This window comes from Thalassotalea euphylliae, from assembly GCF_003390375.1.
Classification (GTDB): Bacteria; Pseudomonadota; Gammaproteobacteria; order Enterobacterales; family Alteromonadaceae; genus Thalassotalea_F; species Thalassotalea_F euphylliae_A.
On the sequence record NZ_QUOT01000001.1, the window covers coordinates 661658 to 678602 of the forward strand.

At 41.9% G+C, this 16945-nt stretch carries 11 protein-coding genes; 6 read left to right on the forward strand and 5 right to left on the reverse strand.

Features of this window, described 5'->3' with window-relative positions; genetic code table 11:
* Positions 1-13: 13 nt before the first annotated feature.
* Both serC and gyrA read right to left on the reverse strand, forming a co-directional pair.
* Positions 14-1105, reverse strand: a complete 1092-nt coding sequence (serC, locus tag DXX94_RS02970) for a 3-phosphoserine/phosphohydroxythreonine transaminase (protein ID WP_116007716.1) — start codon at positions 1103-1105, stop codon at positions 14-16.
* Between the two features lie 103 nt (positions 1106-1208).
* On the reverse strand, positions 1209-3920 hold the full coding sequence (gyrA, locus tag DXX94_RS02975) for a DNA topoisomerase (ATP-hydrolyzing) subunit A (RefSeq protein ID WP_116007715.1): 2712 nt from the start codon (positions 3918-3920) through the stop codon (positions 1209-1211).
* A gap of 487 nt (positions 3921-4407) precedes the next feature.
* Between gyrA and DXX94_RS02980 the strand changes: the two genes are divergently transcribed.
* Complete coding sequence (locus DXX94_RS02980; protein WP_116000007.1) at positions 4408-4677, forward strand: DUF2375 family protein; 270 nt, start codon at positions 4408-4410, stop codon at positions 4675-4677.
* A gap of 54 nt (positions 4678-4731) precedes the next feature.
* On the opposite strand, the gene DXX94_RS02985 is transcribed toward DXX94_RS02980, so the two are convergent.
* Positions 4732-5265, reverse strand: a complete 534-nt coding sequence (locus DXX94_RS02985) for an Mpo1 family 2-hydroxy fatty acid dioxygenase (RefSeq protein ID WP_116013753.1) — start codon at positions 5263-5265, stop codon at positions 4732-4734.
* Positions 5266-5573: 308 nt separating this feature from the next.
* Here DXX94_RS02985 and ubiG point away from each other — a divergent pair, with 308 nt between their 5' ends.
* The 5 genes from ubiG (at position 5574) to yfaE (ending at position 11310) form a co-directional block, all read left to right on the forward strand.
* Positions 5574-6284 carry a bifunctional 2-polyprenyl-6-hydroxyphenol methylase/3-demethylubiquinol 3-O-methyltransferase UbiG gene (ubiG, locus tag DXX94_RS02990; RefSeq protein ID WP_116013755.1) on the forward strand — a complete coding sequence of 237 codons (711 nt, stop codon included), beginning with the start codon at positions 5574-5576 and terminating at the stop codon, positions 6282-6284.
* On the forward strand, positions 6284-6991 hold the full coding sequence (locus tag DXX94_RS02995) for an HAD family hydrolase (protein ID WP_116013757.1): 708 nt from the start codon (positions 6284-6286) through the stop codon (positions 6989-6991). The genes ubiG and DXX94_RS02995 overlap by 1 nt, the downstream gene beginning before the upstream one ends.
* 383 nt (positions 6992-7374) lie before the next feature.
* Positions 7375-9639: a class 1a ribonucleoside-diphosphate reductase subunit alpha gene (nrdA, locus tag DXX94_RS03000; protein WP_116013758.1), complete on the forward strand. Its 2265-nt coding sequence runs from the start codon at positions 7375-7377 to the stop codon at positions 9637-9639.
* A gap of 205 nt (positions 9640-9844) precedes the next feature.
* Positions 9845-10975 (forward strand): class Ia ribonucleoside-diphosphate reductase subunit beta, encoded by a 1131-nt coding sequence (gene nrdB / locus DXX94_RS03005; protein ID WP_116013760.1) that lies wholly within the window; start codon positions 9845-9847, stop codon positions 10973-10975.
* A 53-nt stretch (positions 10976-11028) separates the two neighbouring features.
* Positions 11029-11310 (forward strand): class I ribonucleotide reductase maintenance protein YfaE, encoded by a 282-nt coding sequence (gene yfaE / locus DXX94_RS03010; protein ID WP_116013761.1) that lies wholly within the window; start codon positions 11029-11031, stop codon positions 11308-11310.
* Between the two features lie 82 nt (positions 11311-11392).
* Here the strand turns inward: yfaE and DXX94_RS03015 are convergent, their stop codons facing one another.
* The gene (locus DXX94_RS03015) at positions 11393-12697 is read right to left on the reverse strand and encodes a diguanylate cyclase (RefSeq protein ID WP_116013763.1); all 1305 of its coding nucleotides are present in this window, start codon (positions 12695-12697) and stop codon (positions 11393-11395) included.
* A 168-nt stretch (positions 12698-12865) separates the two neighbouring features.
* Positions 12866-16936 (reverse strand): response regulator, encoded by a 4071-nt coding sequence (locus tag DXX94_RS03020; protein WP_116013764.1) that lies wholly within the window; start codon positions 16934-16936, stop codon positions 12866-12868.
* Positions 16937-16945 lie beyond the last annotated feature (9 nt).

Sequence of the window (16945 nt, forward strand, 5' to 3'; positions counted from 1 at the left end):
TTAGTGACTCTATTTACTTCAATTTATTACGGTCAGCGAAATCCGTCATAAAATCTACTAATGCTTGTACGCCTGCCAATGGCATTGCGTTATAAATACTGGCGCGCATACCGCCAACGCTGCGGTGACCTTTTAATGCCAATAAACCCGCTTGCTCAGCCTCTGCTAGGAAAGCATCATTTAGCGATTCATCAGTCAACCAAAATGGCACATTCATTAACGAGCGATACTGGCTATCAATGTTATTAACATAGAAGTTATTGCTATCAATATAGTCGTAAAGTAAAGCGGCCTTTTCTTTATTCACTTGCTCGATAGCCTTAACACCGCCAAGCTCGGTTAGCCACTCAAACACCAAGCCCGCTAAATACCAGGCAAAGGTCGGTGGTGTGTTGTACATCGAGTCATTGCTAGCTGCGAGCTGATAATTGAGCACGGATGGCGTGGTTAATCTGGCATTGCCCAATAGGTCTTCACGAACAATGACGATAGTTAGACCGGACGGGCCAATATTTTTTTGCGCACCGGCGTAAATTAAACCAAATCGGCTAACATCAATTTCGCGCGACATAATGGTCGAGGACATATCGGCGACTAGCGGAATATCCCCCGTTTCAGGAATATCAAAGATTTCAATGCCATCTACGGTTTCGTTCGGGCAGTAATGCACATAAGCAGCGTCTTTAGACAATGCCCAATCAGCTGGCGCTAGCACCGTTTGACTCTCATCTGTTTTAGTGACCACTTCAACGGTATTGATTTCACCGTAATTAGCGGCTTCTTTGGCTGCCGCTTTTGACCAAGAGCCTGAAATCACGTAATCCGCTTTGCCACCCTCAGGCAATAGATTATGCGGCACCGCCGAAAACTGGCCGCGACCGCCACCATGCATAAACAGCACTTTATAGTTAGCAGGAATATTCATGAGCGATCTGAGATCTGCTTCGGCTTTGGCAGCCAGCTGCATAAAAACTTTACTGCGATGGCTGAGCTCCATCACCGAGCAACCATTGTCTTGCCAATTAATAAATTCAGCTTGTGCCTTTGCCATTACTGGCGTTGGTAACATCGCTGGCCCTGCACAAAAATTATAGGTTGCAGACATCTCAACACTTCCTTCTAACTATTTTTAATAACTATTATTTTCTCTAGCGAAAAAAAATGGGCGGATAAGCCGCCCATTTTTCCTTTATCTTATACCTTGGGCGTTAGGCGTCAGGATCGCTATACGATTCGCCATCAAGGTTTTCAGCATCAGACGCTGGCGCTGTTTCACCTTCGCTTGCTACCACTTCACCTTCAACAATGTCGCCGTCCACTAACTCATCGCTTTCGATTTCATCGATACGCTGAAGTGCCACTACGTGCTCATCTTCTGCAGTACGAATTAAACGAACACCTTGAGTGTTACGACCAATCACGCTCACTTCGTTAACACGGGTACGAACAAGCGTACCGTTGTCGGTGATCATCATGATTTCATCGTTATCTTCAACTTGAACGGCGCCAACGACTTTGCCGTTACGCTCACTCACTTTGATAGACACAACACCTTTGGTTGCACGGCTCTTCGCTGGGTATTCAGCTAGCTCTGTACGCTTACCGTAGCCATTTTCAGTAACCGTTAAGACCGCGCCACCATTTTTCGGCACGATAAGTGATACCACTTTCTGACCGTCTTCAAGGTTAATACCACGAACACCGGTTGCGGTACGCCCCATAGGACGAAGCGCTAACAGCTCTTCACCAGTTTCCGGATCGCGTTTTACTTCACCTGTTTCGCTATCGCGCTGTTTCTCGTTAAAGCGAACCACTTTACCTTCGTCTGAGAACAGCATGATATCGTTCGAACCATCAGTGATATCAACACCGATAAGCGTATCATCATCACGTAGGTTTAAGGCGATAATACCGTTAGCACGTTGGTTAGAGTACGCCGTTAATGGCGTTTTCTTAACCGTACCAGACGCAGTCGCCATGATAATGTACTTGTCTTCTTCGTATTCACGTACTGGTAAAATCGCCGTGATACGTTCGTCGCTCTCTAGAGGTAACAAGTTAACAATTGGACGACCACGCGCCGTACGGCTCGCCAGTGGCAATTGATAAACCTTCAACCAATAAAGCTTACCGCGGTTTGAGAAACACAAGATAGTATCGTGAGTATTAGCAACCAATAAACGTTCGATGAAGTCTTCTTCTTTCATCTTAGTGGCGGCTTTACCTTTACCGCCACGGCGCTGCGCTTCATATTCCGTCAACGCTTGATACTTCACATAACCTTCGTGAGAAAGCGTTACTACAACATCTTCTTCGTTAATTAAATCTTCAAGAGAAATGTCGTGCGAAGCATTGGTGATTTCTGTGCGGCGCTCATCACCGAACTCATCGCGAATTGCTTCTAGCTCTTCTTTGATCACTTCCATCAAACGCGCTGGCGAGTTAAGAATGTGCAGTAGTTCAGCAATTAAGTCTAATAACTCTTTGTACTCGTTTAGAATCTTTTCGTGTTCCATGCCCGAAAGCTTGTACAACTGCAAATCGACAATTGCTTTTGCCTGCTCTGGCGTTAGATAGTAAAGACCGTCGCGAATACCGTATTGCGGCTCTAACCACTCTGGGCGAGCTGCATCTGAGCCAGCAGCTTCAAGCATGCCTGCCACATTGCCTAATGCCCAACCTTGTGAAACCAGCTTTTCTTCAGCTTCTCTGCGGTTAGCTGAGCTTTTCACTAGCTCGATTACAGGGTCGATATTAGCAAGTGCAATTGATAAGCCTTCTAAGATATGGGCTCTGTCACGTGCTTTGCGTAATTCGAAAATCGTACGACGAGTCACGACTTCACGGCGGTGAAGTAAGAATGCTTCGAGCATTTCTTTTAGATTAAATAATTTCGGTTGGCCGTCAGTTAACGCCACCATATTTAAACCAAAAGACACTTGCATTTGAGTTAACTTGTACAAGTTGTTTAACACAACCTCACCCACATCACCGCGTTTCACTTCGATGACCATGCGCATACCGTCTTTATCAGATTCATCGCGCAGTGCTGAAATACCTTCCAAGCGTTTTTCTTTAACCAGCTCGGCCATTTTTTCAATCAAACGCGCTTTGTTAACTTGGTAAGGTAATTCGTGAACAACAATAGTTTCTTTACCTGACTTATCGTCAACTTCAATTTCAGCGCGAGCGCGGATCTTTATTTTACCGCGACCGGTTTTGTACGCTTCGATAATCCCCGCTTTACCGCTGATGATACCTGCGGTTGGGAAATCAGGGCCAGGAATGTATTCAAGCAAGTCGTCAATCGTTAACTCATTGTTATCGATTAACGCTAAACAGCCGTTAATCACTTCCGTTAAGTTATGCGGTGGAATATTCGTTGCCATACCAACGGCAATACCCGAAGTACCATTCACTAACAAGTTAGGAATGCGGGTTGGCATTACTTCTGGAATTTGCTCAGTGCCATCGTAGTTAGGCACAAAATCAACGGTTTCTTTTTCTAGGTCGGCAAGAATAGAATGCGAGATTTTATTCATGCGAATTTCGGTGTAACGCATTGCCGCCGCTGAATCACCATCAACTGAACCGAAGTTACCTTGACCGTCAACTAGCATGTAGCGCATTGAGAAGTCTTGCGCCAAACGAACGATTGTATCGTATACCGCAGTGTCACCGTGTGGGTGGTATTTACCGATTACATCACCAACAACACGTGCTGATTTTTTGTAAGGTTTGTTCCAATCATTACCCAGTACGTTCATGGCGTATAGTACGCGTCTGTGCACAGGCTTTAGACCGTCGCGTACATCAGGTAACGCGCGGCCCACGATTACACTCATCGCGTAATCGAGGTAAGAGCTTTTTAGCTCATCTTCAATATTGACTGGGAGAATTTCTTTTGCCAGATCGGACATAAATCGATGGTATCCCTATTTAATACAGAAATTTTCGAAATTATTATTTTAATTTAAGGCCAGCATACTACCACAAAAAAAGGGGATGCCATAACGCTTTGTAGCGGTTAGTTTTGCATATTAAAGCTAGCAATTTCAAGCTTTGCCGAGCATGTCAAACATGAGTCAATAAACAATTGATAACTAAGCGATAAATTAAATTATTTAAAAGCCAAGTTAAGACTTAATATTGACTAAAATACTAACTTCATCATTGATCGCTCAGTTATTAATCAAACTCTACAATTAATCGTTTTGATAGATGCAAAATCAAATTAAGCAGCAAGGTATCATTACCCTCTGGTTTTTCTTCTAGCAAGAACTGAAATTCTTCGCTCCATTTATACCTATACCAACTACATTTCGATTACAAATTAGAACAGTCTGAAAAAAGACACACACCGATGAACGGGTATAATATGAAATTAGTTTTTAATCAGGAGAAGTGATGACTGATTCCGTGTCTGACAATAAGCAGCTAGTGACCGTCTTGTATTTAGACAATAATGACGTTCAACTTAAGCATCATTATGGTCGCTATCCCCGCCGTGACAATGGCCGAGTTGTATTACCCAACGATTTTAAACAAAACAAACAAATTCTTGCGGTATGTAAAGGTATGGTTACCGTATTAAGTGGACTAGGTGATCGTATTGGCAGCGAGAACTTCACAGCAAACGATAGCAGCACAATTCATGAGATGACGGCAAGCCACTAATCGTGCTTGCCAGTACTCTTTCAAATTATGCTATATGATCAAGCAGCTTTTTAATCAAACCGCTTTCGCTTGCTCAAACAACTTACGCTTCTCAACGGCCTTTTGATGAACTTCATCCGCCATTTCTTTATTTAGGCCAAGCGCAAAATACAATTCGGCAATTAAAAATAATGGGCCAATCAGCAGCTGATTGATGTCGTCTATAAAAGCAGGTTTAGCTCGCTCATAGGCGTGGCCAATAAATTGAATCACCCAGCCAATAAAAAAGACGCCTAATGCAATAAGCACTGGTTGCCCCATATCGACCACTAACTGTGTACTAATCACTAAAGGTCCAAAGAGCAATGCAATCATCAAGGCTAGCGGCACATGCAATGAAAAATAGTAAATTAATACAACAAGTGCGACAACGATTGCTAAGCCTACAACCATTTCATGCCCGAAAATTGTGACCTCAAAACTAAACATATTTAACAGTAAGGCGATCGACCATATGATCATCGGGACGCCAACAATATGGCTTTTGATATTGTTCTTGTTTAAATGAACACTTTTATAATTGGCTAATTGTTCTATAACGCTTTTCATAATAATTTTGCTCTGTTAATACTATTTATTATTGTTATTTTTTAATTTTTGTTCGATTCAATATCGATAGCTTTCTCTTGTTCAATCTAAGTAGTTAGTGATTAAAAATCAATCTTAACGAGAATTAGTCTCTATCGAGCCTGAACCATGTTCAGCTTTTTCACTCATACTAGCGTCAGAATTAGTACCTGAATTGATGTGAGCAACTTTATTAGTTTTTTTGTTTTCTCAGCGCTAGGTTTCGCTAAACGCTTAGTTTAAAATCCCAATCAAATAATATAGAGACTCAAGCAATTAGAAACCCTCCTATGTCAGACTCAATCAATGTAAACCCTGAAGAAATCGCTAAATTCGAACAAGTCGCTAGCCAATGGTGGGACTTAACGGGCGACTTTAAACCGCTTCATCAAGTTAACCCACTCAGACGTCAATTTATTTTGCAGCATGTTGAGTCAGTGTTTGATAAGCAAGTGCTTGATGTCGGATGCGGTGGCGGTATTTTGTCAGAAAGCCTCGCTAAATTAGGAGCCAAAGTTACTGGCATTGATTTAGGCGAAGAGCCACTAAATGTTGCTAAGCTGCATGCACTGGAAACTGGTGTGGATGTTAATTATGAAAAAATCCCAGCGGAGCAAAAAGCACTGCAATGCCCTGAGCACTTCGATGTGGTGACTTGTATGGAAATGCTAGAGCATGTGCCCGATCCAGCCTCTATCATCCAAGCTTGTGCAGACATGGTAAAACCAAACGGCTATGTTTTCTTTTCTACATTAAACAAAACGGTTAAATCATACCTACTCGCAATCTTAGCAGCTGAAAAGGTCTTAAAAATTGTGCCTGATGGCACCCATGATCACGACAAATTCATTAGACCATCACAACTAATAGGCTGGGCTGAAAGTAGCGAATTAAAATGTATTGATGCTACTGGTATTCACTACAATCCAATCACAGAAAACCATAAACTGGGCGGTAGTTTAGACATTAACTATATTATCTGCTGTCAAAAGGTCGGCTAATGACGATGTCATCAACATTAAATGGCGTACCACATTACAAAGGTATTTTGTTCGATTTAGACGGCACACTGCTCGATACCGCAAATGACCTTGGCGAGGCATTAAATGCGGTGCTAACCAATCACGGTTTACCCAAAGTACCACGCGAGCGTTATCGACCGGTTGCTTCAGATGGTGCAAAAGGCTTGATAGAGCTTGGCTTTGGTGCGGGATTAAAAAACTTTGATTATGAACAGTTGCGTGTTGAATTTCTCGATTACTACGAAAATCACATTGCCGAGCATACCTGCCTATACCCTGGAGTAGCAGCGCTTATTGAAAAGCTTGATCAACACCAAATCCCTTGGGGAATTGTCACCAATAAACCCATTGGCCTAACGCATGTGCTTTTGCCTCATTTCCCTGAACTAGAGTCAGCCGCCTCTGTGCTTGGTGGAGATTCATTAGCACAGCGTAAACCTCACCCTGCACCACTACTACAGGCTGCTAATGAGGTTCGAGTGGCGCCAAATGAGTGTATATATGTTGGCGATGCGCCACGCGATATCGAAGCAGGTAACGCGGCTAATATGTGCACTATTATCGCTGGCTGGGGATACATCGCTAGCGATACTGATTTAACAACATGGCAGGCAGATATTCACTGTGCTCATCCAAGTGAAATTAACAAGATGGAATTTCTGTTCACAAAATCATCAAATCGCTAATGTGTTGATATATAAAGAGATCAAAACATATATTCAAATTAGAAATAAAAAGCGGAATTTAATGTAATAAATCATTCTATGGCGGTAAAAAAGTGCAAAAAAACCATTGCGTTTTCATTAAAGCAAAATTAAAACGCACTACTACGTTAGTCATTACTAACCAGTCAATTTTAGGCTAGATTATTAAATAATCACTCTAATTTTTTGCCCTTGCAATAACCGTCAAACCTCATTATCTTGTGATCATATTTTTTAAATAACCCAATATATTGTGTATTGATTATTCAAATAACCACTAGTCCTAGTGGTTTACTAGATTTGAGTAATTACGCAACAGTATCTGCTCAAAAAATAAGAAGAATAAAACACACTCAAGGTCTTTCATGAATAGTAATCTTTTTGTAACTAAACGAAATGGTAATAAAGAAGCCATTGATCTGGAAAAAATTCACAAAGTAATTGCTTGGGCTGCAGAAGGCCTTGATGACGTTTCTGTCTCGCAAGTTGAATTAAAGTCTCACATTCAGTTTTATGATGGAATTAAAACATCTGACATTCACGAGACTATTATCAAAGCAGCTGCGGATTTGATCTCTGAAGAATCACCTGACTACCAGTATCTTGCAGCACGATTGGCAATTTTCCACTTACGTAAAAAGGCTTACGGTCAATTTGAACCGCCAAAATTATACGATCATGTTGTTAACATGGTTGAAAGTGGTAAGTATGACCAGCATTTATTGGCTGATTATACGCAAACCGAATTTGAGCAAATGGAAAGCTACATCGACCACCGTCGTGATCTTAATTTCAGCTACGCTGCCGTAAAGCAACTTGAAGGTAAATACCTGGTTCAAAACCGCGTGACCGGTGAAATTTATGAAAGCGCTCAGTTCCTCTATATTTTAGTGGCTGCTTGCCTATTCGCTAAGTACCCAGCCGATAGCCGTTTGCGTTACATCGAAGGCTTCTACGATGCTATTTCGACCTTTAAAATTTCATTACCTACACCAATTATGGCTGGTGTACGTACGCCAACACGTCAATTCTCATCATGTGTATTGATTGAGTGTGACGACAGCTTAGACTCAATTAACGCGACATCTAGCGCAATTGTAAAATATGTATCGCAACGCGCTGGCATTGGCATTAACGCTGGTAGAATTCGTGCACTAGGTAGCGAAATTCGCAGTGGTGAGGCCTTCCATACTGGTTGTATTCCGTTTTACAAGCACTTTCAAACGGCAGTAAAAAGCTGTTCTCAAGGTGGTGTACGTGGTGGCGCAGCTACCCTATTCTACCCGCTATGGCATCTAGAAGTAGAAAGCTTATTAGTGCTTAAAAACAACCGCGGTGTAGAAGAGAACCGAGTTCGTCACCTAGACTACGGTGTGCAGTTTAATAAGCTGATGTACCAGCGTTTGATCAAAGGTGAATCAATCACCCTATTTAGTCCAAGTGATGTACCTGGTTTATACGATGCTTTCTTTGAAGACCAAGACAAATTTGAAGAACTTTACGTAAAATACGAGCAAGACGAGTCAATTCGTAAAAAGCGCATTAAGGCAATAGAGTTGTTTGGTTTATTTGCACAAGAGCGCGCAAGTACAGGTCGTATCTACCTGCAGAATGTTGACCACTGTAATACACACAGTCCATTCGACCCTACACAAGCGCCTATTCGCCAAAGTAATTTATGTTTAGAAATTGCTTTACCAACTAAGCCAATGGCAGATGTAAATGATCCTAATGGTGAAATTGCACTTTGTACCCTATCGGCATTTAACCTAGGAGCCATTGAAAGCTTAGACGAATTAGAAGGCCTTGCAGATTTAGCTGTTCGCGCACTTGATAGCCTATTAGATTATCAAGACTACCCGGTTCCTGCTGCACACAATGCAACTATGGGTCGTCGTACGTTAGGTATAGGTGTCATTAACTACGCCTACTACTTAGCGAAAAACGGTGTTTACTATTCAAACGGTAGTGCAAATAACCTAACGCACCGTACTTTCGAAGCAATTCAGTATTACTTGCTAAAAGCGTCTAACTTATTGGCGAAAGAACAAGGCGCATGTCCGTTATTTAATGAAACAAAATTAAGTAAAGGCATTCTACCTATCGATACGTACAAAAAAGATATCGATAAAGTTACTGGCGAACAGCTTCACCTTGATTGGGAATGGTTACGCGAAAGCATCAAAGAACACGGCGTTCGTAACTCAACAGTATCAGCTTTGATGCCGTCTGAAACTTCATCGCAAATCTCAAATGCGACTAATGGTATTGAACCACCACGTGGCTTAATCAGTATTAAAGCAAGTAAAGACGGCGTGTTAAAACAAGTTGTACCTGAGTACAAACGTTTGAAAGATAGCTACGAGTTACTGTGGAATATTCCGAGCAACGATGGCTATTTAGAGCTAGTTGGTATTATGCAGAAGTTTATTGACCAAACGATTTCCGCCAACACGAACTACGATCCATCGCGTTACGAAGGCGGCAAAGTACCTGTTAAGCAGATCATCAAAGATTTACTTACGGCATACAAACTCGGTGTTAAAACCTTGTACTACCACAATACTCGTGATGGTGCAGACGACAGCCAGCAAGATGACGGCTGTGAAGGCGGCGCGTGTAAGATTTAACTTTACACGTTCCGTAATATAAAGCCGCATGGTCAATGCAAATAGCCTAGTTGCTAGCTGCATGATATGACATGCGGCTTGTTCGTGTGTTAAAGCATCAGTTTTAAACACACGCAAATGCAAGATAAAAAACAGTAAATTAGAACAATAGCAATCAAGATGCACATTCAAAAATGTCAGCTAAGTACGACATTTGGAGTTATTAATGACTTACACAACTTTTAATCAAACCCCAACAAACGCCCTGCTTGAACCGATGTTTTTGGGTAATAGTGTTAACGTTGCTCGTTACGACCAACAAAAGTACATGGCTTTTGAAAAGCTAATCGAAAAGCAACTTTCCTTCTTCTGGCGTCCAGAGGAAGTTGACGTTTCAAAAGACCGTGCCGATTGGCAAGGCTTAACACCTTCTGAAAAGCATATTTTCATTTCAAATCTAAAGTATCAAACCTTACTCGATAGTATGGCAGCGCGTTCAGTTAATGCTGTATTACTACCGCTAGTTTCATTGCCAGAACTAGAAACTTGGATAGAAACTTGGGCATTTAGTGAGACCATCCACTCTCGCTCATACACCCATATTTTGCGTAACCTATTTACTGAGCCTGGTGAAGTATTTGACGATATTGTGGTCAACCCAGCGATTTTAAATCGTGCAAGCAGTATCGCTAAATACTTTGATGACGTGATTTTGACAACGCAATTACTTCAATCACAAGGCGAAGGCACGTACGAAGTTGAAGGCGAAATGGTTGAAGTGAGCACGCGTAAATTGAAAGAGCGCTTGTTCCTTGCTATTTGCTCGGTCAATGCGTTAGAAGCCATTCGTTTTTATGTCAGTTTTGCCTGTTCTTTTGCATTTGCTGAACGTGAGTTACTAGAAGGTAATGCAAAAATCATCAAGTTGATTGCCCGTGATGAAGCATTACACTTAACCGGAACTCAACATATTCTTAACAACTGGATGTCTGGTAAAGATTGTCCTGAAATGAAAGAAATCGCTGATGAGCTTAAAGAAGAAGGCCGTCAAATTTTCCTTGATGTCGTTGAGCAAGAAAAAGAATGGGCAGAGTACCTATTCAAAGATGGCTCAATGATCGGCTTGAACGCTCAGATACTAAACCAGTACATTGAATACATTAGTCATCAGCGTATGGGCGCTATCGGCTTAGAATCGCCATTTAACGTGAAAAGCAACCCACTACCATGGATGAACGCCTATTTGGTGAGTGATAACGTACAAGTAGCACCGCAAGAGTCTGAAATTTCGAGCTATTTAGTTGGTCAAGTAGACGCTGCTGTCGCGGAAGATGATTTCGAAGAGTTTGACCTTTAGATCTTTAAAAAACTCGATGATACTAAAATTCTACAGGACTATCGTTTTATAAAATGACCGAAAGTGATACAAACGATAGTTCACACAAGGTAATCGCCAATGGCCAGGAGGTTATATTCACAGATAAACAGCCAGATTTGCTGGTATGTTTAGAGGAGGCTAACATCGAAGTGCATTACCATTGTCGAGATGGATTTTGTGGTGCTTGCCGTGTCAAACTTGATAAAGGGCAAATTCGATATCCTCAAGGTGAACCGCTGGCTTTTATTAGTGAAGGAGAGATTCTTCCTTGCTGCTGTGTGCCCACTAGCGACATTGAGCTGACCATAGATTGACACCATGCATTGATAGGATAGCAAGTATAAAAAACCAGCAGCGAGCTGGTTTTTTTATTGTATATAAATGCTTTGTCTCTACTTAGACAATATTTAGCTCTGTTTTAATACCTGTAATTACCCGATTTAATTCAAACGAAACATTGTCAAACAAGCCTTGATAACTTTCCTTATCGCCATCATTAACAGCAAAATCTAGTTGCTTAGCTCGCTCAAATAACTGCATGGCGCCAACTGAACATGCAACCCCTTTGAGGGTGTGTACTAAATGTTTCATACTCGCCTGGTCATCTGTATCTATTGCCTGCTGAATTTTAACGCCATCTTGATGGTGGTCATCGAAGAACATTTTCAGTATCTCTTTGAATAAGTCATCATCACCAAGCACATTGCTTAGACCAACTTGATAATCTATACCGACAAAGCCCTTCTCGTGGTTTTCATTAACAGTCGTAGTTTGCGCAGGGGTTTGCTGAACAATTTCTTCTTGCCCTTCAGGTGGATGACTTAACGTCACATTTCGGGAAAGTTGTTTGGCGTCGTAAAGAAATTTATCGGCAGCCTGCATCATCTGATTAAAGTCATACCCTACTTCAATATGTTGAGCACAAGCGACACCAATACTGGTCGTAACAAAAATTTGTTCGTTCCCAAGCTCCATCGGCGTTTGCTCTACAGCTTTTCGAAAACGTTCACAAGCATTAACAGCGTCGTGCTGATTAACCTCTGGCATACAAACCGCGAATTCTTCGCCACCTACGCGGCCAACAATGTCGTAGTCTCTGAAGGTTTGAGCAAGTAACTGAGCAAACTGCTTTAACACGATATCACCCGCTTCATGACCATAATTGTCGTTAACGGCTTTGAAATGATCAATGTCTATCATAGCTACTGCCATGTTATTCATTGCACGTGAGCCCTGATTGATGGCTTTTAAACTCAGTTGTTCGAAGCTTCCTTTATTATTGAGTTTGGTAAGAAAGTCTGTTTTGGCTAGATTTTCTAGCGTTAGTGTTTTCTCTCGTAGTCTTATGGCATTGCGGATTCGCGCGAGCAGAACTTTCGCGATATAAGGTTTAGTAACATAATCGTGAGCACCTAGTTCAAGCGCTTCAACAATTTTGTCTTCGTCATCAGACGCAGACAGCATAATTACCGGTATATTCGCCTGTTCAGGAGTGGCTTTGAGCTGTTTTAACGTCTCAATGCCTGACATACCTGGCATATACAAATCAAGCAGTAGAATATCAACGTTATTGTTATTAATTGCCGCTAATGCGCTTTCGCCATCTTCGGCTTTCAACACTTGATAGCCTTCAGCTTGCAGATCAAATTCCAGTAGCATTAGCGTGTCTTTGGCATCATCTGCTGCCAAAATTGTGTACATAATTAGTCCTTAATCAATGCCATTCGCTGCTAATAATAGCGAATAAAGTATATTCGTATAAGACCTAAACTTAACTTAACTTAACACGTTAAAAATCATAGATAAGTTTAGCAAATAGGCGAGTAAAAAGTACTCCACCGCTCTACTTGGTCATAAAATTGTGCGTTTTTATGCCTCAATTGGCTGTGATAAAAACGATCTAAGATGCTCGATAAACGCAACATATGTCTTATCCAATGCCTGGGTGAGCTCTTTTAACTGTTCAATATTTTCCGCTTTTGCTGCATGCTCTAATTGGAGCGCAATATCAGCTAGCTGTATGCCCCCTAAGTTATTTGAAGAGCCTTTAAGCTTGTGGGCAAAAGCCAAAATTTCAGTCATGTTGCTTTGCGCGAGCGCTTCAATTAGCTGTTCAAAAAGTTCTGGCACTTCATTTATATACAACTCTACTAAATTACGCACCAACTGTTCATTATTTCTCACGCGCTTAAACAAGGCTTGCTTATCCCAAAGAGGTGCTAATTTCAATTCGCTTGGCTCTTCATCTGTTATGCTCGCTTGCTCTACATTCGCTACTATTTCAACCTTCTGGTTGTAGTTGTTTGACTTTTTAACCCAGTGACATAGTGTTTCACCAAGCTTTTCTGCATCTACAGGCTTTGAGAGGTAATCATTCATACCAGCGGCTAAGCACTTTTCCCTGTCCCCTTTCATCGCGTTGGCAGTCATCGCAATGATCGGTATATCCTTATAAAAGCTACCCACTTTTCCTTGTCGAATAGCTTGCGTCGTTTGGTAGCCGTCCATTTCAGGCATCTGGCAATCCATCAAGACAATATCGTAAGCAGCATTTGAGGGAGATTGAGCTAATTGCTCCAGTGCTTCCCTACCATGGTTAGCAATATCCGCTCGCCCACCGCCATTACCAAGAATACCTTGAACAACTGCCTGATTAATTCGATTGTCTTCTACGAGCAAAATACGCATCGATTTAAACGACATATCTTGTGCAGACGGCGAGGCGCTGGGGTGAACATTGTAATGTGTTAAAATGGGCGAACCATCGGGGTCGCTATCAGCCCCTTTACTAAGCACAACCGCCATAGCATTGCGTAAATCACTAATGGTTGCTGGTTTAGGAAAATAGGCACTATAGCCCAGCTCAGCAAAATAATTGGCATCGCCTCGCTCACTCATAGAGGTCATCATTATCAATTTTATGTGCTTAGCGTTTGTGGCAGATTTTATACGTTGCCCAAGCGTCACGCCGTCAATATCGGATAACTGTCGATCTAAAATTGCCACTTCAAAATAACCAGAAGGCCGCTTAGCAATGGTCGCTAACGCTGATTCTCCGCTGTCAGCAGTGACAACTGATGCACCCCAAACAGATAACTGCTCTGCAAGCACACTACGATTGGTCGCATTTTCATCAATCACTAAGACGTGATGACCCGAAAAGCTAATATCGGGAATCGCCACCGGCGTTTGCTCACTGCGTTGCATAATCAAATCAAAGGTAAACTTACTACCAACACCTAACGAGCTCTCTACACTTACACTACCCTGCATTAACAGACACAGTTTCTTGACGATTGCCAAACCAAGGCCCGTGCCACCATAACGGCGGGTAGTACTGGCATCAACCTGTGTAAAAGAGTCAAATAGTTTTTCTAATTTATCCTCTGCAATGCCAATTCCAGTATCAATAACTTGGCATTCAAATTTCAACACTTCTTGCTCATCAACTAATGCTGGCGACAATTTCGCACGGATAACCACTTCACCTCGCTCGGTAAATTTGATTGCATTACCGACTAAGTTAGTAATTATCTGCATCAAGCGAGTTGGGTCCCCCTTAACCATAGATAAGCTTATTTGGCTGACATCTAAAATAATTTCTACACCTTTATCCTGTGCCTTTAACGCCATAGATTCGGCAATATCACCAAGATGTGAGCGCAAATCAAAGTCTAGAATCTCAAGCTCTAACTTCCCTGCTTCGACTTTCGAAAAGTCTAGTATGTCATTGATCAAATTCAGTAAAGAAAAGGCACTAGCGTTGGCAAGCTGCACGTAATGGCGTTGTTTTGCAGATAAGTCGCTTTGCTCTAATAAGCCGAGCATGCCCATTACGCCATTCATGGGCGTTCGAATTTCATGGCTCATACTGGCAAGAAATTCCGATTTGGAGCGCAATGATTCTTGTGCCATATCAAGCGCTTGCTGCTTCAAGTCGTGTAATAAACGTTGCTCAGTGACATTGCGGTTAGTGCCTACTAAGCGGGTAGTGTCTGCTTGCTGCTCGACAATCGTTTTAGCATGCGACTCGATATAATTAACCTGGCCGTTTGGCATATTAATACGAAACGTTAGGTTAAAATCTTGGCCTGTGGAGAATGATTGCTCAATTGCATTATCGACTATTTGTCGATCTTTTGGGTGCACTGCTTTGAGCCAAATTTGCTCGGGTAGAACACCATCATCTTGCTTATAACCGTACAAGCTATACATGCGTTCATCCCACGATACACGGCCCGTAAGGCGGTTATATTCCCAAACACCGATTTGTGGGGCTGACAAAGCAAAATCTAGCCGCCAAGCAAGCTCATTAGCGTCAAGTAATGCTGATTTTCGCTCAGATTCAAGTAATTTGTAATAAGTATTGTCGCGGATTAAGCCGGTATACATAACGCCTTGGTCGATTGCAACTTGCGAAACAACTAAAAGCACAGGAAAAACTTCACCATCTTTTCGCATCGCGGGCAACTCTTTGCCAGACATTGAGCGGCAACTTGAGCTCACATCACTAAATTCAGCCGCAATTAGATCAAATTTCGTAGCCGTATCGTGCGGTAACAATTCACTAAGGTGTTTACCAATCATATCAGCTGCGCGATAACCAAACATGCGCTCAGCAGATCGGTTAAAGGCAACGATATTGGCATTTTCATCAAAGTTCACCACCGCATCAGTTATCGAGTTAAGAATAGACTGGAGCTTGGCTGACGTTTCTTGAGATTCAACTAAAGTATCATTCATTGACTCTTTTTGCTGCTCTACATGTCGAAGCAAGCGATCAAAACTACGCGCCAATAGCCCTGTTTCGTCTCTTTTAGTGGTAGGCAAAGGTAAGACTTCCCCTTTGCTTTCATATTGGCCGATACTGGTGATCATATTTGTCAGCGGTTCAATAACCCGTCTCGAACCAAGCACAGATAGTGCAAAAGCTATCAGCGCTAGTAGCACACCCAGCAAAAATACGCGCTCTTCTAATTTGCCAAATTCAGCGGAAAGTCGATGACCGTCGTGGTAAAAAAACAGGTTAAGCTGCAGTGGCTGATCATACTCTTTAAATACAATTTGCTTTGTTGTACTTAGCTGCATGGATTGCAGCTCTTCAACTTCTTCAGCACGGCTAATTGAGATTTGGGTTTGAGGTGCGCTATTGGCAGCGGCATTGTAGATTGCGAGCGAATTTAGGCGCTCTTGCCATTTGTTATCTAAGATTCCGCTATCTGTATTTTGCTCGCTTTGGTAAACGAGATTCGCCTCACTATCAGCAATATATATATGTTCGCCTACTTTATGAAACGTTGTTAGTAGCTCATCAAGTGATGCCAGGTTAAAGGCAATAATTAGACTCGCTACCTGCCGCTCACCTTGGTACATGGGATTAACCGAGACCATTAACGACTGCTTTGCGTCAGCTATTTCAATTTGCTGAAAGTAGGTATCTTTTGTTGCTCTTTCGGTGCTGTTGCGGTTAATAGCGTATTTGATGATTTGTCGTTGCACATTTTCGGCAACGGTATATTGAGCCGCTATCATCTGGCCTTTACTAGATAACAACGAAATAGTAACGAACTTAGGTTTTGCAGATAATAAAGACGCAAAGGCAGCATTAAACTGACGCTGCTGATCAGCTAAACTAATGCCATAATTTGCTACTGTATTGTCATCAACAAGTTGTTCAACTAAGTGAGCATCACTGATTGCAACGGCATCTTCAAAGTTTACGCTGAAATAGCGTTTGACCATAGCAGCAACAAATTCTGCGTTTTCTGCTAAATCTTGCTCTGCATGTTGTTTGAGGATTTTTCCACTTTCAAAATATGATGTTAAGCTCATTACGGTAGCAACAAATAAAGCAATAACAAAACTAATCAACGGTACTTTGAACTTTAGCGATCGCCAAAACTTTCGCTGCCTGAGTGTTTTCCCATTGTTTGTTATCATCTCGTTACT